Source organism: Streptomyces sp. NBC_01241 (assembly GCF_041435435.1).
Taxonomy (GTDB): domain Bacteria; phylum Actinomycetota; class Actinomycetes; order Streptomycetales; family Streptomycetaceae; genus Streptomyces.
The window spans coordinates 6,441,970-6,462,995 of the sequence record NZ_CP108494.1 but is presented as its reverse complement, the minus strand read 5'-3'; the positions used below and the strand labels follow the sequence as shown (position 1 = coordinate 6,462,995).

The following is a 21,026-nucleotide window of genomic DNA, read 5'->3' as shown; positions in this document are numbered from 1 at the left end:
AGGGGCCGGGAACGCCTCTTGGGACGGGTCGAGGTCGGCGATGTCAGTGCGGCGGTCCACAATGGTCGGCGTCAGAACATGAGGTTGCCCGGACAGAATCCGTCAGAATCCGTGAAGGAGTCGCAGCAGCGATGGCCCGCCGCAGCACGAAGACCCCGCCGCCGTCGGACGATTTCGAGGAGAAGATCCTCGACATCGACGTCGTCGACGAAATGCAGGGCTCCTACCTCGAGTACGCGTACTCGGTGATCTACTCACGGGCCCTGCCGGACGCCCGCGACGGCATGAAGCCGGTGCACCGCCGCATCGTGTACCAGATGAACGAGATGGGCCTGCGCCCGGAGCGCGGCTATGTGAAGTGCGCCCGCGTGGTCGGCGAGGTCATGGGCAAGCTTCACCCGCACGGTGACGCGTCGATCTACGACGCGCTGGTGCGGATGGCACAGCCGTTCTCCATGAGGCTCCCCCTCGTCGACGGACACGGCAACTTCGGCTCGCTCGGCAACGACGACCCTCCGGCCGCGATGCGGTACACCGAGTGCCGGATGGCCGACGCGACGTCACTGATGACGGAGTCGATCGACGAGGACACCGTCGCTTTCCAGTCGAATTACGACGGCCAGGAGCAGGAGCCGGTCGTCCTCCCCGCCGCCTATCCGAACCTCCTGGTCAATGGCACGACCGGGATCGCGGTCGGCATGGCGACCAATATGCCGCCGCACAACCTGGGCGAGGTCATCGCCGCCGCCCGCCATCTCATCAAGCATCCGGGCGCGGACCTGGAGACCCTGATGCGATTCGTCCCGGGTCCCGACCTGCCGACCGGTGGCCGAATCGTGGGCCTCGGCGGCGTCAAGGACGCCTACGCGGCCGGCCGCGGAACGTTCAAGATCCGTGCCACCGTCACCGTGGAGAACGTCACGGCACGCCGCAAGGGCCTGGTCGTCACCGAACTGCCCTTCAGCGTCGGCCCGGAGAAGGTGATCGCCAAGATCAAGGACCTGGTCTCGGCGAAAAAACTCCAGGGCATCGCGGACGTCAAGGACCTCACCGACCGCTCGCACGGACTGCGCCTGGTCATCGAGGTGAAGAACGGCTTCGTTCCGGAGGCCGTGCTGGAGCAGCTCTACAAGCTGACGCCTATGGAGGAGTCCTTCGGCATCAACAATGTGGCGCTGGTCGACGGTCAGCCGCTCACCCTGGGCCTCAAGGAGCTGCTGGAGGTCTATCTCGACCACCGCTTCGAGGTCGTGCGCCGGCGCAGCGAGTTCCGCCGGACCAAGCGCCGCAACCGGCTGCACCTGGTCGAGGGACTCCTCGTCGCGCTGATCGACATCGACGAGGTCATCCGGCTCATCCGGTCCAGCGACAACTCGGCGCAGGCGAAGGAGCGGCTCATCGAGCACTTCTCGCTGAGCGAGACCCAGACGCAGTACATCCTGGAGACCCCGCTGCGCCGGCTGACCCGGTTCGACCGGATCGAGCTGGAGAGCGAGCGGGACCGGCTCAACGCCGAGATCGACGAGCTGACCGCCATCCTCGAATCGGACACCGAGCTGCGCAAGCTCGTCTCCTCCGAACTGGCTGCGGTCGCCAAGAAGTTCGGTACCGACCGGCGTACGGTGCTGCTGGAATCGGCTGGTTCACAGGTCACCTCGGTGCCGCTGGAGGTCGCGGACGACCCGTGCCGGGTGCTGCTGTCGTCGACCGGCCTGCTGGCCCGTACCGCCCATGACGATCCGATCGCCTTCGCCGAGGACGCCAAGCGTGCCAAGCACGATGTGATCGTGTCGGCCGTGCCGGCGACGGCCCGCGGCGATGTGGGGGTGGTGACGTCGACGGGGCGGCTGCTGCGGCTCGCGGTGATCGATCTGCCGCAGTTGCCGGACACCCACGCGGCGCCCAATCTGTCGGGCGGGGCGATGGTTTCGGAGTTCCTCACGCTGGAGAGCGACGAGGAGGTCATCTGCCTCACCACGCTCGACGAGGCCTCGCCCGGCCTGGCGATCGGCACCCTGCAGGGGGTCGTCAAGCGAGTGGTGCCGGACTATCCGGCCAACAAGGACGAGCTGGAGGTCATCACCCTCAAGGACGGTGACCGCATCGTCGGCGCGGCCGAACTGCGTACGGGTGAGGAGGACCTGGTCTTCGTCACGTCCGACGCGCAGTTGCTGCGCTACCCGGCGGCGCAGGTACGGCCGCAGGGGAGACCCGCGGGAGGCATGACGGGCATCAAGCTCGCGGCGGACGCCGAGGTGATCTCGTTCACCGCGGTGGATCCGGCGGTGGACGCGGTGGTGTTCACGGTGGCGGGCTCGCACGGCACGCTGGACGACTCGGTGCTGACCTGCAAGCTCACCCCGTTCGACCAGTATCCGCGCAAGGGCCGGGCCACCGGCGGGGTGCGCTGTCAGCGGTTCCTCAAGGGCGAGGACGTTCTGGTCTTCGGCTGGGCGGGCGCGACGCCTGCCCGGGCCGCGCAGAAGAACGGCATGCCGACCGAGCTGCCGGAGGCGGACCCGAGGCGCGACGGTTCGGGGACACCGCTGGCCAAGCCGGTCGCGGTGGTCGCCGGCCCCGTCTAGCCGGCCCGGCCGGGCAGCGGTACAGAAAGCCGGGCGGGCGAAGGGGCCCGCCGCTATGCGTCGTCGTCGGGCTGTTGTACGTACCGCAGGACGCCCCACATGCTTCGCTCATGTGCGGCGTCCTGTGTCGTGTGCAGTGCCGGAGCGGCGGTCTCGCGGCAGTCGGCCAGCTCCTTGTGCAGCTGCTCCGGATCGATGCCCGAGCCGATCAGCACCAGCTGGGTGAGGCGCGGTTCGTCGCGTGCCCACGGCCGCGGGCCGAACCGCAGGAATCTGCCGACCGCATGCAGGACGTATTTGTTGCCGCGGTCGCCCGCGCCGAAGTCGACGAACCCTTTGATCCGGTAGAGGCCCTGCGGCCCGGAGTCGAGAAACTCCATCAATCGGCGGGGATTCATCGGTACGTCCGAGGTGAAGGAGACGCTCTCGTACGCGGCATGCAGATGGTGCTCGTGCCCGGCATCGGCCTCTTCCTCGGCCCACTCCGCCCGGAGCAGATCCTCGAAGGTGAGCTGGCGCGCCTTCTCCTCAGCATCCGGCCGCAGCGCCGGGTCGAAGAGCAGCTCGGGATCGATGCGTCCGTATGCGGCGCAGATGACGGCGGCCGCGTTGCCGCCCGCCGCCGCGCCGCCGGTCGCGGCGATGACGTCCCGGATTCGGGCCGGTTCCTCGCTCCCGACCCGGTCGGTCTTGTTCAGCACGACCAGATCGGCGACGGCGAGATGGCGGTCGATCTCCGGATGGCGACTTCGGGTGGCGTCGAACTCGGCGGCGTCGACGACCTCCACCAGGCCCCCGTACACGATGTGCGGATTGGCGCTGGCCAGGAGCATGCGCACCAGCTCCTGCGGCTCCGCCAGTCCGCTGGCCTCGATGACGATCACATCGAGGCCGACGGCGGGCCGGGTCAGCGTCTCCAGGAAGGTGTCGAGCTCGCTCGCGTCGACCACGCAGCACAGGCATCCGTTGCCCAACGAGACCGTCGAGCCAACCTGCCCCGAGACCGTCATGGCATCGATCTCGATGGAGCCGAAGTCGTTGACGATCACGCCGATCCGGTTGCCCGCACGGTTACGGAGGAGGTGGTTGAGCAGTGTCGTTTTGCCTGATCCCAGGAACCCCGCGAGGACGATGACCGGGACCTGCTGCTTGCGGGGTGGGGACGACAGGTTCAACGGGGACCTTCTTCGGTGGACGTCAGGGCGCCGGGACCGGCTGCGGCGGGGGCGGACCGACGTAACGGGCCGCCGGGCGGATGATCTTCGAGTCCGCCGCCTGCTCCAGGATATTGGCGCTCCAGCCGACCACCCGTGCCGCGCAGAATGTCGGAGTGAACATCTCGCGCGGCAGCCCGCACAGCTCCATGACGACTCCGGCGTAGAACTCGACGTTGGTGTGCAGCTCACGGCCCGGCTTCAGCTCGGCGAGGATCGCCTCGACCTGCCTTTCGACCTCGACGGCGAAGTCGACGAGCGGGCCGCCGAAGCCCTGGGCGATGCCCCGCAGCATGCGTGAGCGGGGGTCCTCGGTGCGGTAGACGGGGTGGCCGAAGCCCATGATCCGCTCGCCCGCGAGCACCCGTTCGCGGATCCAGCCGTCGATGCGGTCGGGGGCGCCTATGGCGTCCAGGGTGTCGAGGGCACGGCTGGGCGCTCCGCCGTGCAGCGGTCCGGAGAGCGCGCCGACAGCGGCCACCAGGCAGGCCGCGACATCGGCGCCGGTCGAGGCGACGACCCGGCCGGTGAAGGTCGAGGCGTTGAAGCCGTGGTCGATGGTGGAGATCAGGTACTGCTCCACGGCCCTGACCCGTGCGGCGTCCGGTACCGAGCCGGTGAGCATGTACAGGTAGTTGGCCGCGTGGGGCAGATCTTCGCGCGGCTCGACCGGTTCGAGGCCCTGGCCGAGGCGGTGCAACGCGGTGAGCACGGTGGGGACGGCGGCACAGGCGGCCAGGGCGTCGCTCCGGCGCCGGTCGGCGTCGATGTCGTACACCGGCCGGAAGCCGGCCGAGGCGCCGAGGAGCGAGAGGGCGGTGCGCAGGCCGGCCAGGGGCCCGGAAACTGATCCCGCGCGGGCTATGGCCGGCAGGGCCGCACGGACTTCCTCGGGCAGCCGGCGCAGTGCTGCGGTGCGGGCGGCGAATTCGGCACGGGCCGCGGCATCGGGCAGTGTGCCCTCGGACATCAGGTACCAGACGTCCTCGAAGCTGCGGGTCCCTGCGAGGTCGATCGCCGAGTACTGCCGGTAGTGGTAGAAGCCCTCGCGCCCGCGGACATCGCCGAGGGCCGTGTCGGTGACGACGACGCCCGCGAGCCCCCGGGGCACATCGAGCGGGGTTCGGGTTCCGGTGGTCATGGTCGGCATCTCTTTCCTCCATGAGCGTCTCGAGAGCGCCTAGAAGGCGCGTCGAAGACGCCTCGATGGCCGCTCATCAATATTGATTCGACAATCTATGATTGACTTAAATCTGTCAATGTTGATTAAATCAATATGGATACGGTTGGCGACATGAAGGATCAAGAAGCACCCGGTGACAGCCCCGGCGCAACGGCCGCGCAGCGGCTCAGCACGAGGGAGACGGCCGATCGGCTCGGGGTGAAACCCGAGACGGTGTACGCCTATGTCAGCCGGGGCCAGCTGAGCAGCAGGCGCGCTCCCGGCGGGCGCGGCAGCACATTCGACGCGGCCGAGGTCGACGCGCTGGCCCGGCGCACCGGGCGCCGGGACCCCTCCCCCACCGCCGATCCGGTCTTCCGTACCGGCATCACGCTGATCGAGAGCGACCGGTACTACTTCCGGGGCGTCGACGCGACCGAACTGGCCAGGCGGTACGGCTACGAGGAGGTTGCCGAATGGCTCTGGACCGGCGACCTGCGACCCGGCATCCGCTTCACCGCACCTGATGAGGCGCTGGCCGCAGCGCGCCGGGCGGTCGACGCGCTGCCCGCGCACAGCGGCTCCACGGACCGGCTGCGGGTGGCCGTGATCGCCGCGGCGACCACCGATCCGCTGCGCTTCGATTTGTCGCGCGAGGCGGTGCTCGCCAGTACGCGGACCCTGATCCCGACCCTTGTCGAGGCGCTGCCCCTGGCCGGCGGCAGGTCGTCGACGAGCGATGTGGCCACCGGAAACGAGGCCGCGCTGGCCCGGCGACTGTGGCCGAAGCTGACCGCCCGACCCGCCGACGAGCCGTCAATCGCCGCGCTGGACACCGCCCTCGTCCTCCTGATCGACCACGATCTCGCGGCGTCGACGCTGGCCGCCAGGGTCGCCGCGTCCGCCCACGCCCATCCGTACGCGGTGGTCTCCGCGGGCCTCGGAGTCCTGGAGGGCCCCCTGCACGGGGCAGCGAGCGGTCTGGCACACCGGATGCTGACCGAGGTTCTGGAGCGGGGCAGCGCGGTCCCGGTGGTCGCGGACCATCTCCGTACCGGACGCAGGGTGCCGGGGCTCGGCCATCGCCTCTACGTCGCCGAGGACCCGCGGGCGCGGACGCTGTTCGACCTCCTCGCCGACATTCCGCAGGCGGCTGGGGCGCTCGCCGCGGCACGCGACGTCGTCACCACGACCGCCCGCCACGCGCCACTGCATGCCAATGTCGACCTGGCGCTCGCCGTGCTCTCGGTCTCCTCCGGCATGTCCGCGGAGGCGGGCGAGACGGTGTTCGCGGTGTCCCGTACCGCCGGCTGGATCGCTCATGCGTTGGAGGAGTACGGGGAAAGGCCGCTGCGCATGCGCCCCACCGGTCATTACGGAGGCCCCCGACCCCCTCAGCCGCTGCCGACCGTCAGGGGAGAACCACTGCGATAGACGGTCCGCACGGCGCGCCGAGGCCGGCCAACCCGCTGCACACCCGCCTGGGGCGGCTGGAGTTGGACATGGACGAGGACGCCATGGAGTGCGTCACCGAGGTCGTCGGCGTCCATCGGGCGACGGCCGAGCAGGCCACCGAGAAGGTTTGTGACCCGTTGCCGGCCGCGCTCCTGGTCGGCAACGGGTCACGGTCACGGCGGAGCGCGGCGTCGCCCTGCGCGTGGCGCCCGGGACCCTGCTGCCGGACCGGCCCTGGACCCTTGCGGGCTGGTCACCATCGTCGGCAATCTCGTGGACAACGTGCTGGACGCGGCAGCCGGAACGGACGGCGCCCGGGCCGAGGTGGGCCTCCACACCGAGGGCCGCACGGTGGTGCCGCGGGTCCATGACAGCCGCCCGGGGGTTCCGGCCGCGCAACGCGCATTGATCTTCACGGAGGGCTGGTCGCCGAAGGAACTCCCGGCCCACGGCAGGCGCGGCCTGGGACTCGCACTGGTGCGGCGGCTGGCGGAACGGCAGCGTGACGGTCGACGGGGCGGCGGACGGCGGCACCGGGTTCACCGTCGTACTGCCGGAGGCCCTCGCCGATCCGGACATGACGGACCCGGCATCGACCGAACCGGAAGCTACAGAACCGAACACCGGCATCGCGGGAGAAAATCATTGATCGAGGTCCTGGTCGTGGACGACGACATCCGGGTCGCGAAGGTCAACGCGGCCTATGTCTTCAGGGTGCCGGGGTTCCGGGTGACCGCTCTGGCGCACTCCGCCGCCGAAGCCCTCACGACGATCGAAGAACAGCATGTGGACCTGGTCCTGCTGGACCACTACATGCCCAGACGCAGCGGCCTGTCGATGGTGCGGGAACTGCGCAGGCTTGGTCACCGCACCGATGTGATCACGTGGACGGCGGCGCGCGACGTCGCCACCGTCCGGGACGCCATGGGACACGGCGCGCTGCAGTACCTGGTGAAGCCCTCGCCCTGCGCCGGGCTGCGTACCAAGCTGGAGGCGCACGCAGCGCTGCGCCACACCCTCGAACGCAGCGGAAAGGCCGAGCAGGGTGTGAAGCAGACCGGCTCTTCGATGCCCTCTGGGCGGTGGGCGACCCCGATCTGCCCAAGGGACACTCACCGACCACGGCAGAACTGGTCCGCCGAGCGCTCCGCAGCACCGAAGGGCCGCTCTCCGCGCAGGAGATCGCGGAGAGCGCCGGGATGAGCCGGTAGACCGTCCAGCGCTATCTGAAGCTGCTGGAAAGGACCGGCAGAGTGCGGCTGACGCTGCGGTACGGCGAGACGGGTCGCCCCGAACACCGCTACGCCTGGTTTACCGGCAGTCAGGCCTGAAAGCCCCGGCCGGTACGGCGCGGGCGCGGCCGGTACCGCGCCGGAGTGTGGCTACACCGCTCCCGCCCCCGTCAGCGCACGGACCTCGGTCTCCGCGTGCTTGGCGGCGTCGGGCGGTTCGGTGGAGGTGACCGTGCCGACCCAGCCGGCCAGGAAGCCCAGCGGAATGGAGACCAGGCCGGGGTTCTCCAGGGGGAAGAGCTGGAAGTCGGCGCCGGAGAAGAGCGAGTTCGGGCTGCCGGAGACCACCGGGGAGAGCAGTACGAGCAGCACGGCGGGGATCAGCCCGCCGTACACGGACCAGACCGCTCCGCAGGTGGTGAAGTTCCGCCAGAACAGGGAGTACAGCAGCACCGGGAGGTTGGCCGAAGCGGCGACGGCGAAGGCGAGCCCCACCAGGAACGCCACGTTGAGGTCCTGGGCGACCAGGCCGAGTCCGATGGCGGCCACCCCGATCCCGGCGGCGGCGACGCGGGCCACGGCGACCTCGCTGTACTGCTTGGAGCCCGGGCGCCTGAACGAGGCGTAGAGGTCATGGGCCACGGAGGCGGACGAGGCGAGGGTGATCCCCGCGACGACGGCGAGGATGGTCGCGAAGGCGACAGCGGCAACCACGGCGAACAGGATCGTCCCCCCGGTGGACCCTTCACCGCCACCGAGCTCCAGGGCCAGCAGCGGAACCGCGGTGTTTCCCGCAGAATTCGACGCCCGCGCCTCGGCCGAACCGACCAGCGCCGCCGCCCCGAATCCGAGCGCGATCGTCATCAGGTAGAAGCTGCCGATGAGCCCGATGGACCAGACGACCGAACGGCGGGCCGCGCGGGCTGTGGGCACGGTGTAGAACCGCGACAGGATGTGCGGCAGCCCCGCCGTACCGAGTACCAGGGCCAGGCCCAGGCTGATGAAGTCGATGCGTGCCGTCCAGGTTCCGCCGTACCGGAGCCCGGGCGAGAGGAACCGTCTTCCGTGCCCGCTCCGTTCGGCGGCGGAGTTGAGCAGGGCGTTGAAGTCGCCGTGGAAGCGGACCAGGACGAGCACGGTGAGTACAACCGCCCCCACCATCAGCAGAACGGCCTTGACGATCTGGATCCAGGTCGTGGCGCGCATCCCACCGAGCGACACATAGATCACCATGAGAGCCCCGACACCGATGACGGTCCAGGAACGGGCGGCACCGCTCGTACCGCCGAGGAGCAGCGCGACCAGGCTGCCCGCGCCGACCATCTGTGCCACCAGATAGAGCACGGAGACGGTGACGGACGAGGCACCGGCGGCGATCCGGACCGGGCGCTGGGCCATCCGCGCCGCAATCACGTCGGCGAGCGTGAACCGACCGCAGTTGCGGACCAGTTCGGCGACCAGCAGCAGCACAACCAGCCACGCGACGAGGAACCCGACCGAGTAGAGCATGCCGTCGTAGCCGAAGAGGGCGATCAGCCCCGAGATGCCGAGGAAGGACGCGGCCGACATGTAGTCCCCGGCGATGGCGAAACCGTTCTCCATGGGCGAGAACAGTCGACCCCCCGCGTAGAACTCCTCGGCCGTGCCGTGCCGGTTGCGGCTCACCCAGGTGGTGATGGCGAGCGTCACTGCGATGAAGGCGCTGAACAGCAGGAGCGCCAGCGTCTGGTGGTTCCCGTTCAACGCCCGATCCCCCGCGTCATCTCCTGTGTCTCCCAGCGCAGATCGAGCGCGGCCCGGTCCCTGCGCAGCCGCGCGTGCCGGGCGTACGCCCCGGTGAGAAGGAACGTTGTGAGGAACTGCCCGAGTCCCGCGACCATCGCGACATTGACCGCCCCGGCCACCGGGCGGGCCATCAGTCCGGGTGCGGTGATCGCGACGACGACGTAAGCGAGGTACCAGACGAGGAAGACAAGTGTGGCCGGGACGACGAACCGCCGGTACCGACGCCGCACTTCCTGGAAGGCCTCGCTGCGCTGCACCTCCAGATAGATCTCGGCCGCGCTGTAGCCGCGCTGCAGGTCCACCGGCCCCGGATGCCCGGCGGGAGCGAAGCTCCCCGCACCATCCAGTTCGCCCCAGGAGGCCAGCGCGTCGTCCCACGGGTCGTCGAGCCGCACCGCTGCGGCCTCACGCCCTGCTTCCTTCTCCACCGAACAACTCCCCTTGTCCACGAACCACTTCGGCCGCGTACCCAAGAATGGGCAGATCGGGAAGATCCCGGGCACTTCATTCGCCCATCTTCACCTCTTCAGGTGAAGGTCGATCCGGGCGACTGTGCGAGGCCCCGAACGTACGCAAAACGAACGGCCTGTGCCCGGTCGCGTACTCCGGCCTTGGCGAAGAGGTTGTTGATGTGGCTTTTCACGGTGGCCTGCGAAATGTGCAGTCTGCGGGCAATCTCCAGATTGGACAGTCCCTCCGCGATCAGGACCAACACCTCCACCTCACGTGGTGTCAGACCGTCGGGCAACTGCGGCCCGGGGTCAGGGCCGAGCGGCGGAGGCTGTGTGGTGACGCGCTCCAGCAGACGACGCTGCACGGAAGGCGAGAGCCCGGCCTCGCCCGACAGCACGGCCTGGATGGCCCGCACGATCTCGTCACCCCCGGCGTCCTTCGTGAGATAGCCCCGAGCCCCTGCCTGCAGCGCGGGGAAGAGCGAGTCGTCATCCGCGAAGGTCGTGAGCACCACCACTTGGGTACCCGGATAGTCCTTGCGGATCCGCCGCGTTGCTTCCGCCCCGTCGCAGCGGGGCATCCGCAGATCCATCAGCACCACGTCGGGTGCCAGTTCGGCCACGAGCGCGACGGCCTCCTCACCGTCCTTCGCCGATCCGACCACCTCGATACCGGGCAGCAGCCCCAACAGCATCACGATTCCTTCGCGGACAACCGACTGGTCATCGACGACCACGACCCGCGCGTTCACGCGGGCACCCGCAGAGTCACCACGAAACCCTCCTCGCCGGGGCCGGCCTCCAGCGTCCCGCCCAGGAGTTCGGCCCGCTCCCTCATCCCCAGCAGACCGTATCCGGAGCCGCTGACAGCGAGCTCCTCCTCGGGTCCGCGTCCACCCGAGTCCGTGACCTCCAGGGCGACCTCATCCGGCAGATACTCCAGCCGTACGAGGACTCTGGCCCCCGGCGCGTGCTTGCGCACATTGGTCACGGCCTCCTGCGCCACCCTCCGGACCGTCTGCGACGCCTCCGCGGTCAGCGTCCGCTGTTCCCCCGTCACGCTGACCTCGGCGGGCTCCGCGGCCGCCAACTGCCGTAGGAAATCCTCCACCGGGGACGCCTCCCCCCGGAGCGCCGAGAGCGCGTGACGGGTCTCCGTGAGCGCCTCACGTGCCATGGAACGTGCCACCACCACCCGCTCCAGTACCCGGTCCCGGAACCCCCCCGCGGGTTCCCGCTCGATCAGCAGTCGCGTCGCCTCCAGATGCACCAGCTGCGCCGAGAGGCTGTGGGCGAGCACATCGTGGATTTCACGGGCGATCCTGGCCCGCTCGTCCAGGGCGGCTGTCTCGGCCTCCGCCGCGCGGGCCGCCCGCTCCTGCACGAGGAGCCTCTGAGCACTGCCCCGGGCCTCTGCGTCCAGTCGCAGAACGTAGCCCGCCAGACAGAGGCCCCCTGTCGTTATGGCCGTGTTCAGCCAGCCGCCGGTGTCGACCGCCGCATATGCGCCGAGCGCGACGGCCGTGGCCGGGAGGCCCGCCGCGAGCGGCAACCTCTCCAGAGCGGAGACGGCACAACCGCACCACAGAATCACCGCCGGCACTCGGGCCCCGGCCTGTTGCGCCCCGAGTGCCGCCACCATCAGCAGCGCCAGAAGTGCCAGCGACGGCCACGGCCGGTGCTCCAGACTGGTCCGGAAGAACGCCCAGGCGGCCACGGCACAGCCCGCGACGCCCACCAGTCCGAGCGCCACCTCCCAGGGCCCGAACCGTCCGCTGGTGAAGGCGCCCCAGAGCATGACGGTGAGCAGAACAACCCTGACGGACCAGGCGATCAACGCCCGTGGGCGGGTGCGATTCCCCGCGGAGAGAGCTTCCCGGGACGGCCAGCTCGTCCAGATCGCGCCAGTCACACGAGGTCCTTCCACGCCGGCTGCGACGCCATCCCGTCGGCGAAGCCGCCGTATGCCGGACGCATCTGCCCGGCCCTCCACATCAGCACACCGCTGCGCACCGCCAACATCACCGCGAGAGCCGACCTCGGTGCCGCGCTGCCTTGATGTATGCCCATCAGCGCGGCAGCCCCGAAAAGAGCCGCACGCAGCGCCAGTCCCCCTGCCCAGACAGAGACGGTTGCTTTGGTTCCCTTGGTCCGCAGCGAACCGTCCGCCTCGCGCCACAGCTGCGAAGTCCAGCCCCAGCCGGCCCCGGTGACCAGGCCCACCGCCAACTCCGCGCCCAGGACGGCCACCGACAGCGCCTCGTGACGCGGATCGACGAGCCCGTGCTCGCGCAGTGACACGACGAGGAGAACGCCCGGCAGGATCCAGCAGCGCTTGCCATCGGAGATCCGCCGTGCCGAGCGCTGGCGGACCACGACAACAGCGATGACGGCGACGATCACCAGGACATTGACGAGCCCGGACATGGCTGCCTCCGAGACGCGGGAAGGTTGAACGCCTTCGACGCTACGGAATCGTCCGGGTCAGGAGATCGGCTCAGGGGTTGATCACGGGTGGAGATGCCGTCTCCACCCACGGGCGGAGACGGCAACGCTCAGACGTCGATGCGCGAGCGGTCCAGAGTGGCGGCCGAGCTGGCGATGAACTCCTTGCGCGGTGCCACGTCATTGCCCATCAACAGATCGAAGACGTGCTCCGACGATTCCAGATCACCAATGTTGATCCGCCGCAGGGTGCGGTGCCGAGGGTCCATCGTGGTCTCCGCCAGCTGGTCGGCGTCCATTTCGCCCAGACCCTTGTAACGCTGGATCGAGTCCTTGTACCGGACGTTCTTCCGCTGCAGCTCCAACAGCCGTTGGCGCAGCTCATTGTCGGAGTACGTGTAGATGTACTTGTCCTGGCCCTTCTTGGGCTGGACCAGCTCGATCCGGTGCAGCGGGGGCACGGCGGCGAAGACCCGGCCGGCCTCCACCATGGGCCGCATGTAGCGCTGGAACAGGGTCAGGAGCAGACAGCGGATGTGCGCACCGTCGACATCGGCGTCCACAAGCAGGACGATCTTCCCGTAGCGGGCGGCGTCGATGTCGAAGGTTCGCCCCGACCCGGCCCCTATGACCTGGATGATCGCACCGCACTCGGCATTCTTCAGCATGTCCGAGACGGACGACTTCTGGACATTGAGGATCTTGCCCCGGATCGGCAGCAGCGCCTGGAACTCGCTGTTCCGCGCAAGCTTGGCCGTACCGAGCGCGGAGTCGCCCTCGACGATGAAGAGCTCGCTGCGGTCCACGTCATCGCTGCGGCAGTCGGCGAGCTTCGCCGGCAGGGAGGAGGACTCCAGCGCTGTCTTGCGGCGCTGTGCATCCTTGTGCTGACGGGCGGCGATGCGCGTGCGCGCTGCCGCCACGGCCTTGTCCAGGATCGCCCTGGCCTGGGCCTTGGCATCACGCTTCGTCGAAGTCAGGAACGCCTTGAGTTCCTTGGAAACGACGCCGGCAACGATCCGGTTGGCCGCCGAGGTGCCGAGCACCTCCTTGGTCTGGCCTTCGAACTGCGGCTCCGCCAGCCGTACGGTGACGACCGCGGTGAGGCCCTCCAGCGCGTCGTCCTTGACGACGTCGTCCTCGGCGACACGGAGAAGCTTGGCCGACCGCAGTGCCTCATTGACCGTCTTGGTCACGGAGCGTTCGAATCCGGTCACATGGGTGCCGCCCTTGGGGGTGGCGATGATGTTGACGAAGGACTTGAGATTGGTGTCGTAGCCGGTGCCCCAGCGCATGGCGATGTCGACGACGAGTTCACGGGTGACCTCGGTCGCCGTCATGTGACCGCGCTCGTCCAGGACCGGGACGGTCTCCTTGAATGTGCCCTGCCCGGTCAGCCGCAGGACGTCACAGACCGCCTTGTCCTGGGCAAGGTACTCGCAGAATTCACTGATTCCACCGTCGAAGCGGAAGGTCTCCTCGGTCTTGCCCTGGTCGTCGAGACCACGCTCGTCGCGAACGACGATCGTGAGACCGGGGACGAGGAAGGCCGTCTGCCGCGCCCGCTGGTGGAGCGTCTCCAGGTTGAGCTTGGCGTCCTTGAGGAAGATCTGCCGGTCCGCCCAGTAACGCACCCTGGTTCCGGTGCGCGCCTTCGGTACCCGCTTGCCCTTGAGCAGGCCGTTGGCCGGGTCGAAGGGGCTGTCCGGCCCCTGTTCGGTAAAGATGCCGGGGACTCCGCGGCGGAAGCTGATCGAGTGGGTCGCGCTGTTGCGGTCGACCTCGACGTCGAGCCGGGCAGAGAGCGCGTTGACCACGGAGGCGCCCACGCCGTGCAGACCGCCGGACGCGGCGTACGAGCCGCCACCGAACTTTCCCCCGGCGTGCAGCTTGGTCATCACGACCTCGACGCCGGACAGGCCCGTCTTGGGCTCGACATCGACCGGGATACCGCGCCCGTTGTCCCGGACCTCCACGGAATTGTCGTCGTGGAGGATGACCTCGATGTGATCGCAGTAGCCGCCCAGAGCCTCGTCGACGGAGTTGTCGATGATCTCCCAGAGGCAGTGCATGAGGCCGCGGCTGTCGGTGGACCCGATGTACATCCCGGGACGCTTGCGAACCGCTTCGAGCCCCTCAAGTACGAGCAGGTGCCGCGCGGTGTAGTTGGAACCGTCTCGGTCTGCTCCGGTCAGCAGCGCAGTGGACGGCACGGACGTATCGGCGGTCACGCGGTTCGCTCCTCGCTGAATTTCATTTGAGGCCCAAGTGGGTAACGGGCTCGGCTTCGGTCGCCGCTGAGAGGGTACCGAGGCCTGGTAGAGCGGTTGTAACGCCACCCTCCGAGAACCCTCACACTAGTCCAGCCTCGCATACACGTTCGATCCCTCGCAGGAGTGACGCGCACATCACGTTCCCTTCCAGGCATGAACCATTTAGGCTCCGGGCACGTCCTCATGAACAAACCGGCAAGCCGGCCGGGAGGATCCACACAAGACAAGCAACGCGAAACCGTAGCGCTACGCAATACGGCACATTCGCCGCCAACCGGCAACAGACAGCCATCTTGAGAAGAAGTTTCGAAGAAATGCCACGAGCGGGAACGTTTTCGGCCTGGTTGGATGTTGACCCTGGTACGACAGCTCGTCGAGCTAGAGAAGAGGCGACGTGACTACTGTTCTGACCCCCGCGAGCCCGCTGACCGCAGCAGACCGCTGTGACCGTTGCGGCGCCCAGGCATATCTGCGCGTCGTCCTGATCAGCGGCGGTGAACTGCTCTTCTGCGCCCACCACGGTCGCAAGTTCGAGCCGGAACTCAAGAAGATCGCCGCGGAAATACAGGATGAGACGGACCGGCTGACGGCCGTGCAGGCCCAAGCCGCCGAAGAGGAACAACACTGACACCTCGCATCCACGACGAGCCAGGGCTAGGTTCCGGACCGGCCGATGGGCGGCTTCCCGAGAGGAAGCCGCCCGTTCTCGTGCTTACGCGGTGTCGTCGTTCAATTACCCGCCGGCATCCAGTCGATGGCAGCAGAGATACGGGTGTACACGCCGGGGCTCCCCGCCTTGCCACAACCGTTCCCCCAGGACACCAACCCAATGAGCCGCCCACGGGCCACCAGCGGCCCTCCGCTGTCGCCTTGGCATGAGTCGTGGCCGCCCTGCAGTTCGCCCGCGCAGAGCATCGCTGAGGCGTCGTACGTGCCATTCCTGCCGCCCGGGTAAGCCTGCGCGCACAAACTGTCCGGTAGAACGCTCACTTTGGCGGCGCGGAGCGACGACGCGTAGTCGCTGTTACCGGTCGTGTCCCCCCACCCGTAGACGACGGCACCCGTACCCGGCGTGTATGCCGCGTCACCGGATTCGGCCATCGGGATCACGCTCGTCGCGGGCAGCGCGTCGACCAGACTGAGCACCGCAAGGTCCCCCGCGTTCGTGAGCGGGTCGAATCGCGGATTGCTCCATGCGGCCTGGACCGGTACCTCCTTCCCGTCGGTCCCGGGCAGGGTATCCCGGCCCGAGATGATCCGTAGATCGCGTACATTGCCGACGTCGGCTCCGAGTGCCTCCCTGCTCAGGCAGTGCGCAGCGGTCAGCACCTTCTTCGGCGCGACCACGACGCCGCCGCAGAACTGACCGGCGCGCGTATCGCCGAAACGGTCCCGACTGGACAGCGCGACGACCCAGGGGCTGTCCTTGACGTGTGCGGGCTGACCACCGATGACGATGCTGTCCGCAACAGCCGGAGCGGAGGATCCGGGCGGTACCGCGGCCGTGGCGGCCACCAGGGCGAGCACCCCGGTCATGGCGCGGAAGACGTTACGGGACATGCGCACTCCTGACTCTGTGAGGAACCATTTCCCACCCAGAGTCATCCGACCTGCCATGGATCGCACCCGCAGATAGGCCGAGGGCCCGGATCCCCTGCGGGATCCGGGCCCTCGGCCTGTGTTCTTTTCTGCGACCTGGTCCGTGTACTCCTACGACCTAGTCGAGGTAGTCGCGCAGCACCTGCGAACGCGACGGGTGGCGCAATTTCGACATGGTCTTCGACTCGATCTGACGGATGCGCTCGCGCGTCACGCCGTAGACCTTGCCGATCTCGTCCAGCGTCTTCGGCTGGCCATCGGTGAGACCGAAGCGCATCGAGACCACGCCGGCTTCACGCTCGGAGAGCGTATCGAGCACCGAGTGCAGCTGCTCCTGGAGAAGCGTGAAGCTGACCGCGTCGGCCGGGACGACCGCCTCGGAGTCCTCAATCAGGTCACCGAACTCGCTATCCCCGTCCTCACCCAGTGGGGTGTGGAGGGAGATCGGCTCGCGTCCGTACTTCTGGACCTCGATGACCTTCTCGGGGGTCATGTCGAGTTCCTTGGCCAGCTCCTCCGGCGTGGGCTCGCGGCCCAGGTCCTGGAGCATCTGGCGCTGCACACGGGCGAGCTTGTTGATGACCTCCACCATGTGCACCGGGATACGGATGGTGCGGGCCTGGTCGGCCATGGCACGGGTGATTGCCTGACGGATCCACCAGGTGGCGTACGTGGAGAACTTGTAGCCCTTGGTGTAGTCGAACTTCTCGACCGCGCGGATCAGACCGAGGTTGCCTTCCTGGATCAGGTCCAGGAAGAGCATGCCGCGGCCGGTGTAGCGCTTGGCCAGCGAAACCACGAGACGGAGGTTGGCCTCCAGCAGGTGGTTCTTGGCGCGGCGGCCGTCCTCGGCGATGATTTCCAGCTCGCGCTTGAGCTTCGGCGCAAGTTTGTCGGAGTTCGCCAGCTTGTCCTCGGCGAACAGACCCGCCTCGATGCGCTTGGCGAGCTCGACCTCCTGTTCGGCGTTGAGGAGGGGAACCTTGCCGATCTGCTTCAGGTAGTCCTTGACCGGGTCGGCGGTGGCGCCGGCGACGGCGACCTGCTGCGCAGGTGCGTCGTCCTCGTCGTCGTCGGAGAGGACGAAGCCCTTGTTCTCGCCCTCGCCCTCCTCTTCTTCGCCCTTGCCGGCCTTTACTTCCTCGGCCGTCTCGTCGCCGTCGAGGAGCTCGTCGTCCTGCTTTCCGGACTTCTTCGTTGTTGCCTTCTTGGCCGCCGTCTTCTTCACGGCGGTCTTCTTGGCAGCCGTCTTCTTGGCTGCTGCCTTCTTCGCAGGGCCGGCCGCGGCAGCGTCGTCAGCCACCACGTCCACGGTCTCTGCCGACGGGGCGGCAGTGGCCGCGACCGTCCTGGTCACGGTCGTCTTGGCCGCGACAGTCTTGGTGGCGGTGCGCTTGACCGGGCTCTTTGCTGCGACGCTCTTGCGGGCACGTTTGGACGGCTCCGCGGCACTGACCATCAGCGTCACACCCTCTTCCTCGAGGATCTGGTTGAGGCTGCGCAGAACATTCTTCCACTGGGTTGGCGGAATCTGGTCAGCCTCGAAGGCCCGACGCACGTCATCGCCGGCGATCTGCCCATCAGCCTTTCCCCGCTCGATGAGCGCCATCACAGACTCGGACTCGGCGATCTCCGGCGGGAGCGTACGGGATGTGCTGGCCGACACGAACAACCTCTCGGAACGATGGAAACGGCTTCCGGTCCGGCCCTGGAGAGGGCTGGATCCGACGACCGCCGGGCTGGGAATGTACCGACGGCGCGGGTTTGGCCTCAGAACTGCACAGCGCACTGAATGGCTGCTGTATTCCTTCCGCGGCGGTCACCTCTTAAGTCATCGCACTGTTTCGAGGAGTGTTACGCCCAATCCGCGTGGCCCGAGTCACACCTCATTTGCGACGAACGTGACCATGGGTGACATCCCACCACAATTGTGCCGCCGGACCGTGGGGGCCCGGCGACACGTGGTTCGTAACCCTGGCCGCGCTGCGCTCAGTGCTCGCGGGGGGCGGGTACCACCCGTTCCACCTCGGGGTGGACGACGAGCAGTTGACGCATGGCCGCCTCGGCGCCGGTCGAGTCGCCGGATGCGAGGGCGTCGACGATGCGTGCATGGTGACCTAGAGACGCCTCGGTGGGACGGTCACAGCCCGTGACAGGACCACCCGAGACCTGCAACGCCGCGGAAACGATGCCGGAGAGGTGCTCGAGCATGCGATTGCCCGCTGCCTGGATGAGCAGGGAGTGGAATTCCGCGTCGGCCCGGGAACAGGTGATCCCGTCCCCCTGCCCGAGCGCGTGCCCCATGATCTCCACCATGTCGCCGAGTCGCTGCTGGATGTCCTCACGACCATGACCTGCAGCGAGACGGGCCGCGAGCGGTTCGATCGTCCACCGGAGCTCGCCGAGCTCGCGACGCTGGTCCTCACGCTGAGGGCCGAAGGCACGCCATTCGATGATGTCGGGGTCCAGTAGGTTCCAGTCACTGACAGGGCGGACCCGGGTACCAACATTGGGCCGGGCGCTGACCAGGCCTTTGGCCTCAAGAACGCGCAGCGATTCGCGTACGACGGTGCGGGAGACCTCGAAACGCTGACCGATCTCTTCCGGCACGAGGGGCCGGTCGGCCCCCAGATCACCGGAGACAATCATCTGGCCCAGCTGCTGAACGAGTTGGCCGTGGAGGCCGCGGCCCCGACTGGCCGAGCCCCGTCGGCCCGCCCGGCCCAGGTCGGCATCGGGACCGTCCCAGGAGCGAAGAGGGGCGCGCTCGCCGGCCGGCGCCTCCGCATACGGGTAGCGGTCGAGTTCACCCGGGCCGGCGAGGCCGGAGTCGGCGGAGCGGGCGGCGGTCATCATGGTGTGCGCAAGGGTACTCACGCATCCTTTGTCGGCGCGGCTCACCCGACCCTTGAGGTCTTTGGTGAAAAGCACACGAAAGGGTGATCGGCACCCGCCCCCCAATTGACGTCTTATTGGCAGAAATCGGGCAACTTTAAGGAAGTTGCCAGGCTCGAAGTGGCCCGACGCAACTCTGTGATCACCAACGAACCCTGCTGCGAAGGCTGGTGAACAGAAACGCACAGATCAAGGCCGACAACGACAATGACAGCGCGGTGCCCACGGGATGTGCCAGCACGCGCACGAAAGCCGCCACCCATCGATCCGTCTCGTACGGCCAGCGTGGCCACACCAGCTCGCGAAGCCTGCCCGGAAGCCCGGCGACCGGACGGGAGGCCGACCTCGCCAGCGCATGCTGAACAAACGGAACGACGAGTACAGGAACGGCCAGTACAGCGGCGACTCCGGCCGTCGTCACCCTGAACACTCCGGCGGCCAAGAGGCCTGCCCAGGCGCAGCCGACGGTCAGCCCCGCCCAACCCGCGCCCAGGAATGCCGAATTCGGTGGCATCTTAATCAAATCGTCGCCATATACCAGGCGAATGGCTTCGGCGGACGCCGACACGACAAGCACGGCGAGCACCAGGGCGACGCCTGCTGACACCGCCAGCTTGGCGAGAAGCAACCCCAGACGACGGGGTACGGTGCCTCGGCCCGCCGCGAGCGCGGGGTAGCGGAACTCGTCGCCGAAGGACAGGGCGCCGATCAGTCCGGCCCCGACTGCCGCGGGTGGCAGCGGGAGCAGGGACGGCCAGCCCGCCAGCACCTTCGGCAGCTGAGCATGGCCGGAGCGGGCGAGGAGAAGGGAGAGCCCGGCCGAAGCGACAAGAACGGCGGCCATGACCAAGGTTGTTGTTCTGACACCGAAGAGGCGGCGCAGTTCGTAGCGCAGCGGGTGAAGCGGACCGCGGGCCGAGCGGCGGCGGATCGGCGGGAGCAGCTCCGGGCCGGATGCCTGCGCGGCCGGTCGGGGTTCGGTCTCCCTTGCCCCGAGGTCCGCTGGATCCGTGGACTCTGCGGGATACGCGGGACCGGCGTCGGCGACCTCGTCGGCGAGTTGGTGCACGGGGAGCCCGTGCCGGAATGCCGCGTCGCCGATTTCCGCGCAGGTGGAACCGTAGACGGAGAGGCGGCCGCTTGCTTCGGTGACCACCTCGACCGAGCGCCTGGCCACTCGGGCCTCACGGGCCAGGACGGCGGCGAGGCGCGCTGCGTGCGGGGTCCGGATCGCGACCCGGGGGCGGAGACGGGTCCGCGAGAAGTCGCCGGCGCTCTGGTCCGCGACGAGACGTCCGCCGTCGATGGTGACCACGCGGTCGGCGGCCCGCGCGGCTTCTTTGGGGTCGGCCGTGGTGTAGAGAACGGTGCCGCCCTGGGTGGCGTGCGCCTGGAGCAGGCCGTGCAGCCAGCACTCCTCACGCGAAGAGAGTCCTTCCGCGGGATCGTCGAGGATGAGGGTGTGCGGGTCGCCGAGCAGTGCCGAAGCCAGGGCGAGCAGGCGGTCCATACCGAGTGAGAGTGTGCCGACGCGCTGATCCCGGAGTCCGGCGAGACCTACGGCCTCAAGCAGTTCGTCGGCCCGGGATGCCGGTACACCCGCGGCGGCGCAGAGCATACGGAGCTGAGCGCGGACGGTGCGGGCGGGATGACCCGGTACGTCCCCGAGGAGCACGCCGACCTCCCGCGCCGGGCGCGGAATACGGTGCAGCGGTCTGCCCCTGAAGTGGGTGACCCCTCGTCCCGGGTCGAGTTCGAGCATCAGACGAAGGGCAGAGGTCTTACCCGAGCCGGGGGCACCCAAAAGCGCGGTGACGTGGCCCGCTCGGGCCTCGAAGGTGAGGTCGTGCACGGCGGCCGGTAGGCCGCGGCGGGGGGCGCTGGTGAGTCCGATGGCCTGGAGCATCGCTTCTCTCGCGGAAGGTGAGA

Annotated in this window: 15 protein-coding genes and 2 pseudogenes; 5 read left to right on the top strand and 12 right to left on the bottom strand. The window is 68.4% G+C overall.

Annotation, left to right across the window (positions count from 1 at the left end; translation table 11 throughout):
• The first annotated feature begins 131 nt into the window (after nt 1–131).
• On the top strand, nt 132–2,585 hold the full coding sequence (locus tag OG306_RS29060) for a DNA gyrase/topoisomerase IV subunit A (protein WP_266749166.1): 2,454 nt from the start codon (nt 132–134) through the stop codon (nt 2,583–2,585).
• A 53-nt stretch (nt 2,586–2,638) separates the two neighbouring features.
• Here the strand turns inward: OG306_RS29060 and OG306_RS29055 are convergent, their stop codons facing one another.
• Both OG306_RS29055 and OG306_RS29050 read right to left on the bottom strand, forming a co-directional pair.
• Nucleotides 2,639–3,760 carry a CobW family GTP-binding protein gene (locus OG306_RS29055; RefSeq protein WP_371665708.1) on the bottom strand — a complete coding sequence of 374 codons (1,122 nt, stop codon included), beginning with the start codon at nt 3,758–3,760 and terminating at the stop codon, nt 2,639–2,641.
• 22 nt (nt 3,761–3,782) lie between these two features.
• Complete coding sequence (locus OG306_RS29050) at nt 3,783–4,949, bottom strand: citrate synthase/methylcitrate synthase (RefSeq protein WP_371665707.1); 1,167 nt, start codon at nt 4,947–4,949, stop codon at nt 3,783–3,785.
• 144 nt (nt 4,950–5,093) lie between these two features.
• Here OG306_RS29050 and OG306_RS29045 point away from each other — a divergent pair, with 144 nt between their 5' ends.
• From OG306_RS29045 to OG306_RS29035, 3 genes and pseudogenes are all read left to right on the top strand, one after another.
• Entirely contained in the window at nt 5,094–6,395 is a 1,302-nt protein-coding gene (locus OG306_RS29045; protein ID WP_266749165.1) for a citrate synthase, read from the top strand.
• Nucleotides 6,396–6,421: 26 nt separating this feature from the next.
• Nucleotides 6,422–7,065 (top strand): annotated as a pseudogene (locus tag OG306_RS29040) (sensor histidine kinase); the annotation flags it as partial.
• Nucleotides 7,062–7,747 (top strand): annotated as a pseudogene (locus OG306_RS29035) (response regulator). The pseudogenes OG306_RS29040 and OG306_RS29035, both read left to right, overlap by 4 nt.
• A 51-nt stretch (nt 7,748–7,798) precedes the next feature.
• On the opposite strand, the gene OG306_RS29030 reads toward OG306_RS29035, so the two are convergent.
• The 6 genes from OG306_RS29030 to OG306_RS29005 form a co-directional block, all read right to left on the bottom strand.
• Nucleotides 7,799–9,391, bottom strand: coding sequence for a solute symporter family protein (locus tag OG306_RS29030; protein WP_266905200.1), 1,593 nt, complete (start codon nt 9,389–9,391; stop codon nt 7,799–7,801).
• Entirely contained in the window at nt 9,388–9,828 is a 441-nt protein-coding gene (locus tag OG306_RS29025; RefSeq protein ID WP_266752515.1) for a DUF485 domain-containing protein, read from the bottom strand. The genes OG306_RS29030 and OG306_RS29025 overlap by 4 nt, the downstream gene beginning before the upstream one ends.
• A gap of 131 nt (nt 9,829–9,959) precedes the next feature.
• Nucleotides 9,960–10,637 (bottom strand): response regulator, encoded by a 678-nt coding sequence (locus OG306_RS29020; protein WP_266749163.1) that lies wholly within the window; start codon nt 10,635–10,637, stop codon nt 9,960–9,962.
• Nucleotides 10,634–11,797, bottom strand: coding sequence for a sensor histidine kinase (locus tag OG306_RS29015; protein ID WP_266749161.1), 1,164 nt, complete (start codon nt 11,795–11,797; stop codon nt 10,634–10,636). Before OG306_RS29015 ends, OG306_RS29020 begins: the two co-directional genes overlap by 4 nt.
• Nucleotides 11,794–12,312: a CcdC protein domain-containing protein gene (locus OG306_RS29010; RefSeq protein WP_266749160.1), complete on the bottom strand. Its 519-nt coding sequence runs from the start codon at nt 12,310–12,312 to the stop codon at nt 11,794–11,796. Before OG306_RS29010 ends, OG306_RS29015 begins: the two co-directional genes overlap by 4 nt.
• A 128-nt stretch (nt 12,313–12,440) precedes the next feature.
• Nucleotides 12,441–14,561, bottom strand: coding sequence for a DNA gyrase/topoisomerase IV subunit B (locus tag OG306_RS29005; RefSeq protein ID WP_266749158.1), 2,121 nt, complete (start codon nt 14,559–14,561; stop codon nt 12,441–12,443).
• 436 nt (nt 14,562–14,997) lie between these two features.
• Here OG306_RS29005 and OG306_RS29000 point away from each other — a divergent pair, with 436 nt between their 5' ends.
• Nucleotides 14,998–15,231, top strand: a complete 234-nt coding sequence (locus OG306_RS29000; RefSeq protein WP_024489001.1) for a DUF7455 domain-containing protein — start codon at nt 14,998–15,000, stop codon at nt 15,229–15,231.
• 101 nt (nt 15,232–15,332) lie between these two features.
• Here OG306_RS29000 and OG306_RS28995 read toward each other — a convergent pair whose 3' ends face one another.
• From OG306_RS28995 to OG306_RS28980, 4 genes are all read right to left on the bottom strand, one after another.
• Nucleotides 15,333–16,163, bottom strand: coding sequence for a S1 family peptidase (locus OG306_RS28995; RefSeq protein WP_266749156.1), 831 nt, complete (start codon nt 16,161–16,163; stop codon nt 15,333–15,335).
• Between the two features lie 157 nt (nt 16,164–16,320).
• The gene (locus OG306_RS28990) at nt 16,321–17,868 is read right to left on the bottom strand and encodes an RNA polymerase sigma factor (protein WP_266749155.1); all 1,548 of its coding nucleotides are present in this window, start codon (nt 17,866–17,868) and stop codon (nt 16,321–16,323) included.
• A 323-nt stretch (nt 17,869–18,191) separates the two neighbouring features.
• Complete coding sequence (locus OG306_RS28985; protein WP_266749153.1) at nt 18,192–19,079, bottom strand: FadR/GntR family transcriptional regulator; 888 nt, start codon at nt 19,077–19,079, stop codon at nt 18,192–18,194.
• A gap of 160 nt (nt 19,080–19,239) precedes the next feature.
• Nucleotides 19,240–21,003, bottom strand: coding sequence for an ATP-binding cassette domain-containing protein (locus tag OG306_RS28980; protein ID WP_266749152.1), 1,764 nt, complete (start codon nt 21,001–21,003; stop codon nt 19,240–19,242).
• Nucleotides 21,004–21,026: the final 23 nt, after the last annotated feature.